The organism is Burkholderia sp. MR1-5-21 (genome assembly GCF_053427715.1).
Genome location: NZ_JBSAXD010000028.1, coordinates 1 through 16,601 on the forward strand (window position 1 = coordinate 1; position 16,601 = coordinate 16,601).

A 16,601-nucleotide genomic window follows, 5' to 3' on the forward strand; every position below is an offset into this window, starting at 1 on the left:
CCCAGCGCGGCCTGGATGGATTGCCTGGCCGCCGCGATGGTGTTGCGATAGGGCGTGGCGCTCATCGCGTCGCCGCAGCCCGGCAACGCGGCGGCCAGCAGGCCCGCTCCCGCATAGCCGAGGAATTGCCGGCGGTTGACACCGGCCGACGTTGCTGCAGCGGTGTGGGCGGATAGGGCTGCACGTTCAGGATGCTTCATGGTCTTTTTCCCGATTGGTGTTTTGACGGCATGACGCCCATGCGTACGCCTGCAGCCGCGCAACCGCTGGCCACCCGATCCCCGGTCCCCGTTACCTGGCCGTCACGACGTGGCGCCCTGCGTGCCCCATGCTGGCACGCACGTGGCGGAACGCGTTAGTTGATGCGTCTCGATCGATTGGTCGGTGCGTTTCATCTTTCGGTGCGCAGATGGTCGTCGCGTCCCCCGCAACGCAGCACGGAACGCGCCGACCAATCGATTGAGACCGATCGACTAACGATTCCCGCCCCATTCGTGCCACGATGCCCGGTGTCCGTGAGAAGCGTGGAGCGCTTCGGTTGCCGGACATGGGGAACGGAACGAGCCGGCCAGGGGACCTGTCGTCGAAACGGCAGGAAACGGCGCGACGCCACGTATCGCTGTGTGGCGTCGCGCCGTTCGGGCCGTATTGCCCGCCGTGCCGTCCGGTGCTTCGATACCGGTGTGCCGGCCATAAGAACAGGAAGTGACCAGCGTGCCGAAGCCTACTCTTGCAGAACCTCACCATCATTCCGGGCATCCGGACGGCACGAGCCGCCGGCAATTCCTCGGCTATGCGGGGGCAGGGATGCTCGCGACGCTGCTGCCAGGCTGCGGGGGCAATACCATTAGCTCGTACGGCCAGACCGTCGCATGGGGCCAGCAGGAGATTGCGGCGGCCCTCGCGCGAGGCGTACCCGCGATCTCGATTGCGCTGCTCAAGAACGACGCCGTCGTCTGGCAACAGGCGTTCGGCGCGATCTCGGCAGCCGGTACGCCTGCCACTGTCGAGACCCCGTTCAATATCGCGTCGGTCAGCAAGGTATTCGCCGCGCTCGCGGCCGTGATCCTGCAGGACCGGAATCTGATCGCGCTCGATACACCCATCGTCGAATACGTGCCGGGGTTTTCGATGCGCTCGCCGCAATACGTGAACATCACGACGCGTCACCTGCTGTCGCATTCATCCGGACTGCCCGGCAACAATTCCCATAATTTCTTGTCGCTCGCGCGACTGCCCGGTTACGCGGACGACACCTATGCAGAACTCAGGAATGTCCACCTGAAGCACTCGCCCGGCGAACTGGCCGTGTACTGCAACGATGGCTTCACGCTGTTCGAGCAGGTGGTTCTCGCCGTCACCCGGCAAAGCTTTCCCGCATTCGTACAGCAAAACATCTTCGACCCGCTCGGCATGACGCGTTCCGGATTCCCCGGCGCCGCGCCGTCTCCCGGACTCGCACCGAACGCGCGGCTGGGCGGCACGTGGTATGCGTCGTCCGAGTATGTCAATGCGTATGCCGCAGGCGGCATCAGCTCGACGCCGGGCGACATGATGAAGTTCTCGCAGATGCTGCTCGCGCGGGGCGTGTACCAGGGGCAGCGGATTGCGTCGGCGGCCGGCATTGCCGGCATGGCGCTCGACCAGACGCGGATCGTCGGCGTGAAGCTCGACCCGCCGTCCGACTATGCGTGGGGGCTCGGGTGGGACACCGGCGCGGAAAGGGCCCTTCATGGCGTGGGCGTCACCGCATGGCAGAAGAACGGCGACACCTCTTTCTCGAGTACGCTCTTCGTGTTGCCCGACGCACGGATGGCGCTGATGATCTCGGGCTACGCGGGATTCACGCCGGCGGCGCTCGCCGAAAACATCCTGCTGCGCGCGCTGGTGGAAGACGGCACGATTGCCGCGCTGCCCGCACAGGTCCGCAACACGCAAGCCGCACCGGCCGCGGCGCCTGCAATGAGCGGGGCGGACGGCATCTACGCCAGTTTCGATACGGTCGTGCAGGTGAGCCTCGACGCGAATACGCTGACGCTGGACGTCTGGACGGACACCGGCTGGGTGGCGCATGCGCTAAGCCCGTTCCGGTACGGCAGCGACGGCTGGTGGTGGAGCGCGAGCGGCAGCGGGCCCAACTTCGGTTTCGCCGTCGTGCCCGACCCGGACGACGCGGGCAACAGCTACCGCTACCTGATGGCGCGCACGACCGAAAATGCCGGCTATGACTATCTGACGGCTCCCGTCTTTCAACAACTCGCCACCAACCTGCCTGCGCTCGACGACACCTGGAAGGCTCGCATGAGCAAGCCATGGCAGGTGGGCAACGAGTCGCCCGCGACGATCCGCTATACGACGCACGCGGGTGTGCTGCAGGCCAGGCTCGGTGAGTTGACGACTGCGCCGGGCTACATCCTGATGCGCAACTGCGACGATAGTGGCAATCCCACCTGGCAGATGCTGCTGCCGCTGGCCGACGACCGGGCCGGGATGGCCATCAAGATTCCGGGCCTGAATGGTCGCGATCTGTGGGAGGCCATCTTTACGACGGTGAACAATACGCCCACGATGACGATCGGCGGCGTGACCTACACGCCGGCAAGTTGATCGCCCCGAACGACAACGCGTGATCGGCGAACAGCGCCGGCGTCGACGTGAAATGTTCGATGAACCCGGGCGCGTCCCCGGCGTACCGTCGCCACAGGGATCCCCGACCCTGAACTACCGCATTCGCGGTATTTCCGCCCGCTAACCCGGCAGTTAAGATAAGACGAAGCGTGCCGGTTTGCTGGCCGGTTCGTCAACGATGCGTTCGGTCAGGGAAAGGTATCCGACATCGTTCCGGGGGAGCAGGGAGTTCGGCAACTCGCCAGATGCCGATATCCCTGCCGATGACGAAGTCAGGGATGGCCGTGCAGATTGCGCTCGACGCGGCCGCAGCTTACGGGGTAGTTCGATGGCTTCGGAATCGAAAAAGAACAAGCCTGCAGTCGAAATGCAATCCGCTTTCGCGCGACTTTCGATGGGCGGTCTGCCTGCATCTTCGCGCAAGGATCGTTCGATTGCCCATGCATTCAAGGCGGTCGATGCGCGTGTCCCGTCGGACGATCTCTACTGGCGCCGCGCGGTCTTTTCCTGTCCGCGCGCCCAGTTCGTGTGCAGCCAGCACGCTGCTGTCGAGGCGGCGACCACGCGGAGCCGTTTGCGCATGGGGCCGTCGGACGGGCACATCGCGCTTTGCCAGATCCATGCCGGCACGTATGCGGTCGAGCAATCGGATGGCCGGCAGTACCGGTTTCACGCGGGCCAGCTCTTCATGCTCGATTGCGGGCGGATGATGCGGTCGCAGCGCAGCGACGGGCGTGCGAGCTATCTCCGCCTGCCGCGCAGTCTCATTCACGAGGCCATGGGACGAGACCCCGGCGTACTCGGGCGAATCGCGTTCCTGCTCGATCACGCGCAACTGGCTCCGTTCCTGCAGGCGCAAATGGCGCAGCTCGATATGCGGGGCAGCGCGTTGACGCCGGACGCGCTCGCGACCATCCTCGATGCGACTGTCGATCTGGCGGTCGATCTGATCCGCGCCGAGTTCGGCTCGGGCACGTGCGATGCGGGTCCGCCAACCGAAGCGCGGCTCGCCGTCGCGCGGCGCTATATCGAGAACAACCTGCACCGGCATGACCTGACGCCCGCGGAGATCGCCCGTGCGCTCAACTGCTCGCGCGCGCAGCTCTACCGTGTGTTCGGCGAGCAATCGATGAGTGTCGGGGAAACCATCAAGGAAGCGCGGCTGGCGCGAAGCCTGCGTTATCTGCAAGCAGGCAGTCCGCAACTCAGCATCGGAGAGATCGCCGACATGTGCGGCTTCTCCGACCAGTCGGCATTCGGCAAGCAGTTCAGGCAACGCTTCGCGTTTACGCCGAGCGAGGCGCGTCACGCATCGGCCAGCGTTGCAGCGGCGGCCTAGCGCGGACGACGCGTGACGAGTGACGCTCGGCGCAGCAGGTTTCCTGAGCAACGGATACGCCGGCCCGCCACGCTGCCCCAACGCTCGAACCATCCGCTTCCCCCCAATTGAAAACGAAGAATTTCAACCGCCGCTATATTCTGCTGTATATTACGAACCCATGGAAATGCGACAGGCGATCGCGCGTCGTACGCCATCGAAGGCGTGCGCAGGCTCGATCGCAGCGAGGGTGGTATGGGTGAACGAGCGAAGCAGATGCGGGACGCCGCCGACAGGTGCGGCGTGCTGTCCGCAACGATCGTGCCGCTGAGGCGGCGCGAGGACGGGCCACGCGCGGAGCGGATCGCGAACGTGGTCGATGCGTTCGGGCGTCTGCGCGGCAGCGTGCTGCGTTTTATCGCGATGCTCGCGCCACACGGCGCGGCCGTCCCGCCGCCCGACGATACGGATGCGCTGCGCTTCGACAGCCTGCTCGCGTTGCTGTCGCGACAGGCCGGGAAGGCCGGGTTTCGCCGCGTGTCCGAGCTGAACCGGTATCTCGAGCGCGCCGCGCTCGCGGAACGGCACCGTGACGTGATCTTCGCGCAGTCGCCGCCTGCCGGCGACACCGAGCTGCGCGATGCAGCGACGGCGCTGGAACGGCTCGATGCGGAACTGGTCGCGCTGTGCGTCGCGCACGTGCTGGAATGCCATTCGCAATCCGCGCTGCCGACACGTGCGACAGCGGCCGCGATCCCGCCTCGCGGCATCGACGCGTTCGCCTGAGTCGCTCACTGAAAGAGGCTTGCGATGCAGACGCCCCCGTTTCGACTGTCCCGGCTGGCATCCGGCTCGTCCGATTCGAAGCTGTTCCGTCCGCTGCAGGATCGTTGCTGCGAGCCGCCATCCGCGCCCGCGCCGGTCGAGCGGTCCGCGGCGCTTCGCAGGACGCGTCTTGCCGAGCTCGATACGCATGTTCACTGCTCGGTGATCGGCACGTGCCTGACGACCGCGGAACTGCGCAAGCTCGTGCCGCGCTACGCCGACGTGGACCGCGAACACGCGTCCGACCTGCAGATCCATCATGCGGCGGTCGAACTGGCGGCGCAGGGCGGTGACGGCGCGAAAGCGCTGCACAAGGCGCTCGATCAACGTTACGCGACCGCGATCAAGCGCTTCGGTCTCGCGAAAGACGCCGACGCGCTGCGCGCGTTGTGGGCCGATGCGCTGAAGACAGGCGACATACCGCCCGCGTACTGGGCCATCGTCACGCATCCGGCCGCCACGTTGGTGGTGCGGCAGCTCGCGTTCGGCGATGTCCACATGCTGTCGCATCTGGTGGGCGCGGCCAACCGCGCCGACATCCGGCGCCTCGTCGCACTCGAAGAGGAGAACGCGGGGCTCCGGAACAAGATCGAGCGCCAGCAGAGCCGGCTGCAGACGCTGGCCGTCGAACGCGATGCCGACATGCGTGCGCTGCGCGCGACGACCGACGCGCTGACTGCGGCGGCGAACCGGCGCGCGCGGCCGGCGGACGACGACCTGCACGCGGAACTTGCACGGCTGCGCGATGCGGCGAGCGAACGTGACGCGATCGTCGCGTTGCACGCGAGCCGTTGCCGGGCCGCCGAGGATCGGCTGAAGGAAGAACAGCTGCGCGTGCAGGCTTTACGCGCGCAGCTCGACGAGGGTCGCGACACGATCGCGACAATGAAGAGCGAAGCGCATGCGATGGAACAAACCGTCCTGCGCACAATCGCCGAACCTGAGAGTATGCCGGCGACACTCGAGCGCGCGCAGGGCAAGCGCATCGTGTACGTCGGCGGCCGTCCCGGATCGAATGCGGTGATCCGGCGGCTCGTGGAATCCGCCGGCGGCACGCTGACCGTTCACGACGGCGGCATCGAAGACCGCAAAGGCAAGCTGGCGGCGTTGATTCCCGGCGCAGACCTGGTCGTGTTCCCGGTCGACTGCATCGACCACGATTCGATGAATACGCTGAAGCGCGTGTGCGAGCGGCATCGGATTGCCTATCGCCCGCTCAGGACCGCGAGCGTCGCCAGCTTCGTCGACCTGATGAGCGACGGCCAGGAGGATGGGGTGCCGCCGTCGAGCTGCACGCGCGTGTCGGCGTTCTGCCTGCGGCACGGATAGCGCCGCGCTTGCGTCAGCGCTGCATGAGTCCGGTGAGCACCGCGATCTGCTTCGCGCAATGTTCCTGCGCCTGGCGCTCGATCTCGCGATAGACGCGGACGATTTCTTCGCCGACCGGCGTCAGCGTGCAGCCGCCGCCGCTGTGCCCGCCTTGCTCCGATACGGTGGCAGGCGACGTCAGCGAGCGGTTCAGTTCGTCGATCAGCAGCCAGGCCCGGCGGTACGACATGCCGAGGCTGCGCGCGGCAGCCGAGATCGAACCGTGCTCGCGCACCGCTTCGAGCAGCGACACCTTGCCGGGCCCGAGTGCAACCGTGTCGCCCTTGCGGATGCGCATGCGGAAACTGACCTGCGGTGCGTCGATCTCGGGCCGCGTCGCGGCCGGGGTAAGCTCGGTGGTGGGCTCGGTCTTGGGTTTCGTCATGCGCGACAGAATACACGAACGTGCCATGCGTGCGCGGGCGGCGCGACTGCGTACGGGCCGATCGTTCGAGCTGCTAGCGGAGCGGCGGAAAGCACACCTTGTAGTCTTCGCAGCCAGGGCATCCGGGCGCCGGCGCGGGCGCCACGCCGACGGATCGGGCGACTTCCCGCGCGAGGAATTTCTTCCAGCGCAGGTTTTCCACGTTACGCGCGGCCAGTGTGGGGAAATAGCGTTCCAGCATGCAGGTGACGGCTTCGCGTCCGTCGAGGCCGAGATCGCGCCACAGATGATCGGGACGCAGGCACGCGTGCGCGATGATCGACGCAACGCAATCGGCGTCATCGTCCCGGACCGTGCTGCTGACGTCGCGCAGCAGCAATGCGTGCAGCGTCGCGACGAAGTCCGCATGCGCGAGATTCGCAATCGCGATCGGCAACGCGGCCACGCCGGCGACTGCCGATCGCGGAAAATGCCGGGCGAGCAGGGCGGCCAGCTGCGCACGCGGCAGTCCAAGCAAAGCCAGTTCGCCGCGGCCGGCGCGCGCCGCGATCAGCGCGGCAAACAGGATCGCGTCGGGCGAACCGGCATCGGCCGCAGCGGCCAGCAGCGCGTTCCGTTGCCGCTCGCAAGCCTGCACGGCGACGGATGGATCGGCGGACGTCACGGCGCGACCACCCGCGCGATGATTCGCGCGAGCCGGTTCACGTGGCGTGGCGCGGCGAAGATGTCGGCACCCGAAAACAACACCGGCGCGCCGTCGGCCAACTCGAGCGGCTGGCCGCCACGTTCGTACGCGACGATCACCTTGTCGCCGACAGGCGTGTTGAACAGCTCGTGCCACGAGAACGTGACGGTATAGCCGTCCTGCCCGACGGCGAGGAACACGGTTCGCTTGAAGTCGCCGGGTTCGTCGCAGCGCAACTGCGCGCGGGAAATGAGGTCGGTCAGCCGCACGCCGCGGTAGCCTTCGACTGCCCGAATGAAGCGGTGCGTGCGGAAGCAGCGCAGCTCGAACGGATCGGCAGTCGCGCTCTCGTATTGCCTGAGCGTGTCGACGGACAGCGACAACGGCTGGAGCACGTCGCCCGTCACGCAGACGATGCCGTCGCGGCTCGCGTATTCAGTGGGCAGTGTCGATACTGCGGCAATGCTCATCCTTCCACCTCCGGATCGAATCCCAAGCGGCTGATCAGGCGTTATAGCGGGACGTATATTACGCGGGGAAGGCGACGAAATCCACGATCAAAATTGGGGCGGTTGCCGGCCGGCGCGCCGGTTCGGAAGGTGACGGTGGCGTGGTGGCGGATCGCTGCACGCAAGCAGTTCGCCATTCGTATCAGACGACAGGGAATGGGTCCGCTGCGCCGCGATGTTCACGACGCGCGAAAATCGCGATCGAGAGGATCACGATCACGATCACGCTCGCGCGAGGCCATCGATCACCGGCCGTCGCGCGAGCGATTCAAACGCGTTCGATGCTGCAAAGACGACCGTGCGCCGATCCCGGATCATGCACGGCCCATTCGTCCTTTTGATGCGTTACTCGACGCCGACGATCACGCTCGACGCCTTGAAGATGGCCGTTGCCGCCTTGCCGCTCGCGAGCCCGAGGCGCTCGGCGCTGTCGTTGGTCACGATTGCGACGAGCTGCGCGCCGCCTGCCGCGGTGATCGAAACTTCCGAGTTGACCGCGCCCTTCGTGACCGACGAAACCGTTCCCGCGATGCAGTTGCGCGCCGAAACCTTGCTGCTGTCGACGTCCACCATCACGAGAACCGACGACGCCTTGACCAGCGCGAACGCGGCGGAGCCGGTCGCGAGACCGAGCGATGCAGCGCTGCCGTGCGTGATGACTGCGACGATGTCGAGGCCGTCCTGCGTGCGAAGCGTGACTTCGTCGTTGACGGCGCCGGCCTTGACGGCTGCGACCTGACCGACGAAATGATTACGGGCGCTGGTTCGCATGATGAATCTCCGCTGGGGATGTCGCTGCCCGGAGGCAGCGAAAAGTGAAGGGAAAGCATCGGCCAGTTTACCGCCATTACGCTCGGCCGGCACCACGCGGATGCTATTTCACCAATCAGGAAAGCCCCTTGAAATCATGCAGATGCGACGCGATCGCTATGTAGCGATCGCTACTGCGCTATTGCGTCATTACGTCGCGATCGTCATTCGTGCGCAGCCGTAGGATTCGTCGCAGCCGTCGCCGCTTGCGGCTGCGCGCGTTGTGCGTCCGGTGCCGCATCCGTTTCCCACCCGCCACCGAGCGACAGGAACAGCCGCACCTGATCGGCGGCGACTTGCCCCTCGGCCGCCGCGACTTGCGCATGCACGCTCGTCAGCGTGCGGGTCGCATCGAGATCCGAGATGAACGATTCGCGGCCGGCCAGATAGAGCCGGTGGGTTTCGTCGGCCGAACGCTGCGCCGATTCGAGCGCGGTCTGCAGCGCGTCCGCGCGCTGCGTGTCGGCTGCATAAGTCGCGAGGGCCGTCTGCGTTTCGCGCAGCGCATTCAGAACGATGCCGTCGAAATGCGCGAGCGCGCCGCCGGTCGCGGCTTCGGCTTCGCGCACGCGCGCACGCTGGCCGTTGATCGGAAACGTCCAGCTGATCAGGGGTCCGAACGACCAGCGGTTGGTTGCCGGCGAGAACAGGTCGGCGGCAACGCCGGTCGTACCGGCCGATGCGCCGATGCTGACCGACGGGTACAGCGCGCCCGTCGCGACGCCGATCCGCGCGGTCGCCGCGGCGAGCTGCCGCTCCGCTTCGCGCACGTCGGGGCGGCGGCGCAGCAGCGCGGTACCGTCGCCGATCGGAATCGGCTGGCGCAGCGTCGGCAGGCGTTCGCAGGTGGCGACCGCTTTCGGCAGATCCGCGGGCGCACGCGCGAGCAGCGCGGCGAGCTGGTATTGCGCGACCTTGCGGCGGCCTTCGAAGCGCGGGATGTCGGCAGCGAGCGTGCGCACCTGCGTCACGCCGCGCGTCACGTCGGTCTGGTTGCCGCGTCCCGCGTCGCGCAGCCGCTGGGACATGCCGACGCGCTGCTTCTGCAGCACAAGCGACTCCTTCGCGATCGCCAGCTCGTCGCCGGCCGAGCACGCTTCGACATACGCACGCACGACGTCCGCGACGACCGTGATGCGCGCGAGATCGCCGGCGGCCTTGACGGCCTCGCTGTCGGCGCGCGCGGCTTCGATGCCGCGCCGCAGCTTGCCGAACAGGTCGAACTCATACGACACGCTGATGCCGAGCGTGCCTTCGTTCACGACCGGCAGCTTGTTTTCCAGCAGATACTGCTCGGCCGACTCCTGTGCGCGCTGCACGGCGCCTTCCGCGCCGCCGGAAAACCCGCCCTGCGCGTTCGCGACGTCGATCGCTGCGCGCGAGCGCGCGAGGTTCGCAGCCGCGACGCGCAGGTCGGTGTTCGATTTCAACGCGTCCCGGACCAGATCGTCGAGGACCGGGTCGTCGTAAAGCTGCCACCAGTTGCCGGGCAACGCGTCGTACGACACGAGCGTGCCGCCGGCACCGTCGAGCGCACCGTTCGCGAGCGGCGCGTTCACGTACGCCTGTTGCGGCAGGTGGTAGTCGGGGCCGACCGATTTGCAGGCGCCGAGTGCGAGTGCGAGTGCGAGCGGCGCAAGCGCCGCCGCGAGCCGGATGCCGTGCCGCGTCATTGCGACGCTCCCGCCACGCTCGTGGCTGCGCTTGCCGTTGCTGATGCGCCCGAGGCGGGCTGCGCAGCGGCTGCACCGCTTGCGCCGTTCGATTTCGTCTTGTCGTCGCGGCGCGCATCCGGCGTGCGCATCGCAACCGTCGCGGTGCGGCCCGCGATCATCCGGAAGTCGTCCGGCACCTCGTCGAGCGCGACGCGCACCGGCACGCGCTGCGCGAGCCGCACCCAGCTGAACGCCGGGTTCACGTTCGGCAGCAGGTTCGCGCTCTGCGTGCGGTCGCGGTCCTCGATCGCGGCGACGATGCTCTGCACGTGGCCGCGCAGCACATGCGGCTCGCCCATCACCGTGATGTCGACCGGCTGGCCGATATGGATCCCGCGCAGCTTGGTTTCCTCGAAGTAGCCGTCGACGCGGAACGAATGCTGGTCGACCACCGACAGCACCGCGCGCCCGGCCGGCACGTATTCGCCGACGCGCGGCGCGCGATCGCTGAGGTAGCCGTCCACGGGGCTTACGATCGTCGTGCGCTGCAGGTTCAGGCGCGCGGTGTCGAGCGACACCTGCGCATCCGCGAGCGCGGCCTCGCCCTGTTCGACGCGCGTGCGGCTTTCCTCGACCTGCTCGCTCGCGACGAGGTTGCCGAGCTGCAGGTTGCGCGCGTATTCGCGCTTCGCCTGCGCGAGCGTCGCGCGGCGCTGGTCGAGCGTCGCTTCGGCGAGGCGCTCGGCGAGCGTGTAGCGGGCCTGGTCGATCACGAACAGCACCTGGCCGCGCTTGACCGGCTGGTTGTCGACGACGTCCACCGACGTGATGAGGCCCGACACGTCCGGCGCGACCTGGATCACGTCGGCGTTCACGCGCCCGTCGCGCGTCCACGGCGAGAACATGTAGTAGTTGATGATCCGCCACAGCACGAGGCCGGCCACGACGACGACGATCAGGGTGAGCAGGATCTGTCCTGCGGAGAGCCAGGATTTTTTCACGTTAGGTAGCCACGAGATGGTGGGAGACGATCACGACGGCGGCCAGCACGAACACGTAGATGCCGAGGTCGAAGATCGAACGGTGCCAGACGAGGCGATAGAAGCCGATGCGCGTGAGACCGGCGCGGATCACGACGTTGATCAGGTAGGCGATCAGCATCAGCACGAGCGGGGCCGGCACGAATACGCCGAAGATGTCGATTTCGCCGATCATGGTCGCGGTCGCAAAAGCGTGGAAAAGGAAAGCCGGATCATGGCTGCGCTCCACCCGGCGCCTGCGGCGGCTGTCCCGCCGCGGCAGGATACAGCGACAGCCGCAGCCCGACGAGCGCATGCTGTGTTTCGTGCAGCCAGCGGTGCATCGCGCGTGCGGCAGGCGGTGCGCCGGGCGCAGCGTCGGCCGCCGGCGCGGGCGCCGGCAGGTTACGGCCGGCCACCCGGCGCAGCGCGTCGTCGATCGTCTCGCGCAGCTCGGGCGGCACGGGCTGGCGCTCGTTCGCCGCCGCGCAGCGCGTGAAGTGGTCGGTCACGCCGGCCAGCACGCGGTCGATCGCGTCGGCCAAGTCACCGGCGAGCTTGCGGCGCGTGCGGCGCAGGTCGAGCGCATTCAGCGCGATGCGCAGGTCGCGGAAGCTCTCGATCGACGGATGGCGGTGATCGTCGGACGCGCCGAGGCGCGGCAGCAGCAGGTTCACGCGATCGAGCATCCGCGACGCGTGGTTGCGCTGGTTGTCGAGCGGCTGCGTCGACGCGGACCGCGCGACGTCTTCCCAGCTCGAGCGCAACAGGCGCCGCGCGGCCAGCTCCGCGCCGAACGGGCGGGTTGCGCGGGTCCACACGAACGCGAACAGCAGCCCGGCGACGCCCGCGAGGTTGCTGTTCAGGAACACGAGGAAATCGGCTTCGTACGCGCTCTGGATGCTGATGAACGTGGCCGTGTTGACCGCGACGAGCATCGTCACCATATTGAACTGCGGGCGCGGCAGCAGCGTGCCGACCAGGATGAAAGGGCCGGCGAACATCAGCACGAGCATTTCGAAATCGTGGACGTGCGGCAGCACGACGAACAGGTACAGGCCCGCGAACACCACGCTCGCGCAGGTCGCGAGGAAGAACCGGAACACCATCGGCGCCGGTTCGTCGAGTGCCGCGAAGAAGCTGCACGCAACGGCGAGGAGCGTGACCGCGCCCGCGCCGTCGTGCCAGCCGGAGCTCACCCACAGCCAGCAGCCGGCCAGGATCGCGCAGACCACCGACAGCGTCGAGAACAGCATCATCCCGCGATCGAAGAAACGCTCGGTGCCGCCGAGCCGCCAGTGCCGGTAGCGCGGCTGCCAGACGCCCGATTCGTTCGCGATCAGCGCGCGCAACGATCGGCAGTCCTGCCAGATGTCGACCACCTGGCGCAGCCGCCACAGCGCGTTCGACAGCAGTGCGCCGTCCCAGCTCGCGAGCGCGGTGTCCGGCGGCTGCAGCGCGGCGATGCGCTCGCGCAGCCGGTCCGCGACCGGATCATGGGCGACGTCGCCGGTGCTCGCGGCCTTCACTGTCGGCAGCGGCGCGTCGAACCACTTCGCCGCGTCGGCCAGCAGCTCGTCGAGCCCGGCAGGACGCAGGTGCAGGTCGCGCATCAGCGCAAGCAGCGGATCGGCGAGCGACGACATCAGCGGCAGGAACAGCTGCATCCGGCCGCACAGCGCCTGTGCACGCGCGAGGATCCGCGGATGCGCGTGGTCGTAGCCGAGCTGGCTCACGAGGAACTCGAGGCCCGTCACCGTCGACGCGAGACGCTGGCGGCACGCGGACAGCGCCTTGCCGGCGATGTGCCCGGACAGCGTTTCGCGGCCGTAGAACGCGGCATCCTTGAACCACGTGTCCGTGCGCTCGACCAGCATCGGCGCGAGCCGGCTCGGGAAGATCGTGCTGCCGACCACGCTCGCGCAGACGATGCCGAGCACGATCTCCTCGGTACGCGAGATCGCGACGTCGAATATCGTGGTCGGGTCGGTGACGGTCGGCAGCGCGATCAGCGGCATCGAGTAGCCGGCGAGCATGAACACATAGCTGCGCGCTGTGCGGTCGGATATCGCGAGGTAGAGCAGCGTCCCGCACCACGCGGCGACGATGGCGCTGAACAGGAATGGCGTCTCGACGAACGGCGGCACGAACAGGACCGCTGCGGCGGCGCCGAGCGCGGTGCCGAGCGCGCGGTACAGCGCCTTCGAGCGCGTCGCGCCGACAAACGGGTTGGAGACGATGTAGACGCTTGCCATCGCCCAGTACGGGCGCGGCAGCTGGAAGTACAGCGCGAGATACAGCGCCAGTTGCGACGCCGCGAACGTCTTGACCGAGAACAGCCAGTCGCGAAGGCTCGGGAAGGTCATGACGGGCGATGGTGCGGATCGGTGTGACGCGGCGCGGCATCGTCCGCGCCGGGCTCGTTGAACGCGTTCAGCACGCGCAGCGCGGCTTCGAGGTCGGCGCGCGTCACGCTTTTCAGCACGCGGGCGCGCAGCGTCCGCAGGTCCTCTTCCATCATCGCGGTGACCGATCGGCCTGCGTCGGTCAGCGAGATCGTTTTCGCGCGGCGGTCGCTCGGATCTTCGTCGCGGCGCACGAGGTCCGCCGCGCAGAGCTGGTCGAGCAGCCGCACGAGCGACGGCCCTTCGATGCCGACGTAGTCGGCCAGCGTGCCTTGCCGCACGCTTTCGCCGAGGCGCCCGACCATCAGCAGCGGTGCCGCGCAGGCTTCCGAAACGCCGTATGCGGTCAGCACCGCGTCACTCGTGCGCCGCCACTTGCGGGCGGATAGCACGAGCAGGCTGCTGACGGCGAGGCGGAGGTCGTGCAGGTTTGTCATGGCCGAGATGATAGGGGCAAAACAATTCGATAGCAAACTATCGGTTCTTGTCACGCGGGCGTCATGTCGGCAGGCAGGTTGCGGGCCCGGATGCACGCAATTTAGGGGGTGAATTCGGGATTGGTCAAGACGGGCGGGGGATCGATGCGGGGGCGACGGCCGGTGCAGATAGCCGGCGCTGCGCCCGTGGCGCCGATGGGCGGCGCGCGCGGTTGCCGGCATTCGTCTGATGTACGCCGCAGGGCGCGACAGCGGGGCCCGGACGGGTCGAACGTCACGATCGTTATGGCTCGATGCGTGACGCGCTGGCCGTCCGGACCGCCGGCTACCCGGTGAACCGGAGCCGGGCCGTTGTCAGGGGATAGGGGTCAAATGAAGTACCTGGCTGACGAGATAATTCACATTGAGCCAATTGACTGCCAGGTTGGTGACGTTGACCGTCCCGATACCCGTCGCGAAATTCCAGCCGGTGCCGGTGCCATAGGCTTTCGCATAGCTGGCATTGCCCGTCGAAAGCACGCCGTACGTGCCGCTCGGGAGAAAGCAATTGGTCGAACCCGAGCAGTTCACGTCCATGTCGCCGGACGTGACGTTATAAAACACGCAGTTGCTGGCGACGCGATTGCCGATGCTCGAATTGCAGACGCTGCTGCCCAGCAGGACGTTCTGAACGGCGGCCAGCTCGTAATAGACGGGGCCTGGATTGCCTTGGCGGGCCCCGCCGGTGTACTGGTTCACGAGCGCCTGAAACCCGGCCCAGATCGGCGCGGCGAACGAGGTTCCGCCACCGCCGGACCATCCGCTCGGTGCGCCCGTACAGGCGGCGCCGCCGTTGGACGTATCGGAGTCGCAGACTACGTAGTAATGGCCCCAGACGCCGCTGGCCGCGAACAGCGAAACATCGGGAAGGTCGCGCACCCCGTCGATCGGATTGCCCGCTACCAGCGCCTGCCAGACGGGCTTGGCGTACCCTTGACACGTTCCGCTGACCACGCCGCCCAGCGATGGACTTCCTGTCGCGCAACCGCTCGGCCCGCCGCTGCCAGCCGATATCGTCAGGAACGAGGACTTGCCCGTCGGACTGTTGCAAAAGCCGTTTGCGCCATAAGTCGCGCTATAGCCGAGGGCCTTGGCGATCAGCACGCTGGCGCACGAATTGTTCCACGGGATTTCGGGAATGTAGGAGATCGCGGAACCATAGGTCGACGTATTGCCTGAATTCCAGTAAGAACCGCTCACGTCCGCGGATGCATCGCCGAAATCGGTTCCGCCGACCGCAACGTTGTAGGGTGTCGAAGCAAGGCCGCTGACACCGATTCCATGTGTCGCATTCGACTGTCCCGCGTCACAGCTCGCCGCACCCTGGTCTCCCGCCGAGACGAACACCGAGATGCCGAGTGCGGCTGCCTGCTGATAGATGGCGGAATACGCCGCATTGGCGGCGGCGCCGTTCTTCGCCTCGCACTCCCCGTAGCTCACGCTGATGATCGCCGGCGGGTTGCTGCCGTTCACGATGTTCTGCAGTGCGATCAAACCGCCAAACGTCGTGCTGGTATCGCCGCAGGACGCCAGCATGATCGATGCGCCAGGCGCCGCCGCGCTCGCCCATTCTGCGTCGAGCACGGCTTCTCTTTCGCTGGCAGGGACGACACCGGGATTGGAGCAATTGTTGGGGCCGCTCGCGGGTGCCGGATGAACCTGTGTGAATGCGCCGCTCGGATAGCCGGATAAACCGAAGGCCGAGCGGAACGTGGCCCAGTCGGCCATGCTGTAAACGTTTGTGTTCTCGATGACGGCAATCGTCTGCCCCTTGCCGGAGATGCCTGCGCGAAGCAGCGGATTCGCGTTGTAGATGGTCGCGAGATCCGCGGGTACCACCGCATGGAGCGTTGCGTTGCCGCCGGCGAAGGTGTAATCGGCGCGTGGCCTGAAATCCGTATGCGGCGTGAAATCGCTTAGCGAGACGATTCCGCGTACGACGTCCGCAAGTGCAACCGGGATCTGCGGATTGCTTGCGTTTGCAATATGCGTCACGCCATTGGCCGAAATATGATGGATTTCAGTGCGGAACGCGTCACGTATCTGGCCCGCCGTTCCCGAGAAATCGATCACCATTCCGCCGGACTGGACACCGTTCACCGTGAGCCCATGCCGGGAAAGCCAATCGCTGACCGCGTTGACATCCGCGTCCGCCGGACCGAACCTCGAGCGGAACTGCGCGGCCGTCAGCCATTGATGGAATTCTGCCGATTTCGGATCATGCAGAAGCGTGATGAATCTGGCGAGATCCGCATCCCTTTCCGCCGGCCGCTTCAGAAGAAGCTGCACATGGGAGAGCACACGCGTGTCGTCGACCGGGCCGCGGTCATTGACAGCGTTCACCTCCGGACGAATGTTGCCTGGCAACGGCACCGTCTTTCTGTCGTCGACAACCTGTGTGACAAGCTGTCGCGCCGACTGCGCCATTGCTACGGATACCTTGCCGAGTATCGCGATCGGTATGAGAAGGCTCACTGCGACGACTGACACAACTCTTGTGAACATGGCGTATCTCCCG

General features: G+C 66.8%; 15 protein-coding genes. 4 read left to right on the forward strand and 11 right to left on the reverse strand.

Features of this window, described 5'->3' with window-relative positions; genetic code table 11:
• A partial coding sequence (locus ACV229_RS30265; protein ID WP_448086761.1) for a twin-arginine translocation signal domain-containing protein occupies positions 1–200 on the reverse strand: 200 nt, incomplete at its 3' end.
• 514 nt (positions 201–714) lie between these two features.
• On the opposite strand from ACV229_RS30265, the gene ACV229_RS30270 reads away from it, so the two are divergent.
• The 4 genes from ACV229_RS30270 (at position 715) to ACV229_RS30285 (ending at position 6,100) form a co-directional block, all read left to right on the forward strand.
• Positions 715–2,607 (forward strand): serine hydrolase domain-containing protein, encoded by a 1,893-nt coding sequence (locus ACV229_RS30270; protein WP_448086762.1) that lies wholly within the window; start codon positions 715–717, stop codon positions 2,605–2,607.
• Between the two features lie 178 nt (positions 2,608–2,785).
• Positions 2,786–3,967 (forward strand): helix-turn-helix domain-containing protein, encoded by a 1,182-nt coding sequence (locus tag ACV229_RS30275; protein WP_448086763.1) that lies wholly within the window; start codon positions 2,786–2,788, stop codon positions 3,965–3,967.
• A 234-nt stretch (positions 3,968–4,201) separates the two neighbouring features.
• Positions 4,202–4,732, forward strand: a complete 531-nt coding sequence (locus ACV229_RS30280; RefSeq protein ID WP_448086764.1) for a hypothetical protein — start codon at positions 4,202–4,204, stop codon at positions 4,730–4,732.
• A 24-nt stretch (positions 4,733–4,756) separates the two neighbouring features.
• Complete coding sequence (locus ACV229_RS30285; RefSeq protein WP_448086765.1) at positions 4,757–6,100, forward strand: DUF2325 domain-containing protein; 1,344 nt, start codon at positions 4,757–4,759, stop codon at positions 6,098–6,100.
• Between the two features lie 13 nt (positions 6,101–6,113).
• Here ACV229_RS30285 and ACV229_RS30290 read toward each other — a convergent pair whose 3' ends face one another.
• From ACV229_RS30290 to ACV229_RS30335, 10 genes are all read right to left on the reverse strand, one after another.
• Positions 6,114–6,524: a winged helix-turn-helix domain-containing protein gene (locus tag ACV229_RS30290; protein WP_448086766.1), complete on the reverse strand. Its 411-nt coding sequence runs from the start codon at positions 6,522–6,524 to the stop codon at positions 6,114–6,116.
• A 73-nt stretch (positions 6,525–6,597) separates the two neighbouring features.
• Positions 6,598–7,188 carry a nitrogen fixation protein NifQ gene (locus ACV229_RS30295; RefSeq protein WP_448086767.1) on the reverse strand — a complete coding sequence of 197 codons (591 nt, stop codon included), beginning with the start codon at positions 7,186–7,188 and terminating at the stop codon, positions 6,598–6,600.
• Positions 7,185–7,679: a molybdopterin-dependent oxidoreductase gene (locus ACV229_RS30300; protein WP_448086768.1), complete on the reverse strand. Its 495-nt coding sequence runs from the start codon at positions 7,677–7,679 to the stop codon at positions 7,185–7,187. The genes ACV229_RS30295 and ACV229_RS30300 overlap by 4 nt, the downstream gene beginning before the upstream one ends.
• Positions 7,680–8,063: 384 nt before the next feature.
• Entirely contained in the window at positions 8,064–8,489 is a 426-nt protein-coding gene (locus ACV229_RS30305; protein WP_448086769.1) for a TOBE domain-containing protein, read from the reverse strand.
• 203 nt (positions 8,490–8,692) lie between these two features.
• A complete protein-coding gene (locus ACV229_RS30310; RefSeq protein WP_448086770.1) occupies positions 8,693–10,201 on the reverse strand; it encodes an efflux transporter outer membrane subunit in 1,509 nt (502 codons plus the stop codon).
• Positions 10,198–11,184, reverse strand: a complete 987-nt coding sequence (locus tag ACV229_RS30315; RefSeq protein ID WP_448086771.1) for an efflux RND transporter periplasmic adaptor subunit — start codon at positions 11,182–11,184, stop codon at positions 10,198–10,200. The genes ACV229_RS30310 and ACV229_RS30315 overlap by 4 nt, the downstream gene beginning before the upstream one ends.
• 1 nt (position 11,185) lies before the next feature.
• The gene (locus ACV229_RS30320; protein WP_448086772.1) at positions 11,186–11,398 is read right to left on the reverse strand and encodes a DUF1656 domain-containing protein; all 213 of its coding nucleotides are present in this window, start codon (positions 11,396–11,398) and stop codon (positions 11,186–11,188) included.
• A 37-nt stretch (positions 11,399–11,435) separates the two neighbouring features.
• The gene (locus tag ACV229_RS30325; protein ID WP_448086773.1) at positions 11,436–13,568 is read right to left on the reverse strand and encodes an FUSC family protein; all 2,133 of its coding nucleotides are present in this window, start codon (positions 13,566–13,568) and stop codon (positions 11,436–11,438) included.
• Entirely contained in the window at positions 13,565–14,044 is a 480-nt protein-coding gene (locus tag ACV229_RS30330) for a MarR family winged helix-turn-helix transcriptional regulator (protein WP_448086774.1), read from the reverse strand. The genes ACV229_RS30325 and ACV229_RS30330 overlap by 4 nt, the downstream gene beginning before the upstream one ends.
• Positions 14,045–14,398: 354 nt before the next feature.
• The gene (locus ACV229_RS30335) at positions 14,399–16,588 is read right to left on the reverse strand and encodes a S53 family peptidase (protein WP_448086775.1); all 2,190 of its coding nucleotides are present in this window, start codon (positions 16,586–16,588) and stop codon (positions 14,399–14,401) included.
• Positions 16,589–16,601: the final 13 nt, after the last annotated feature.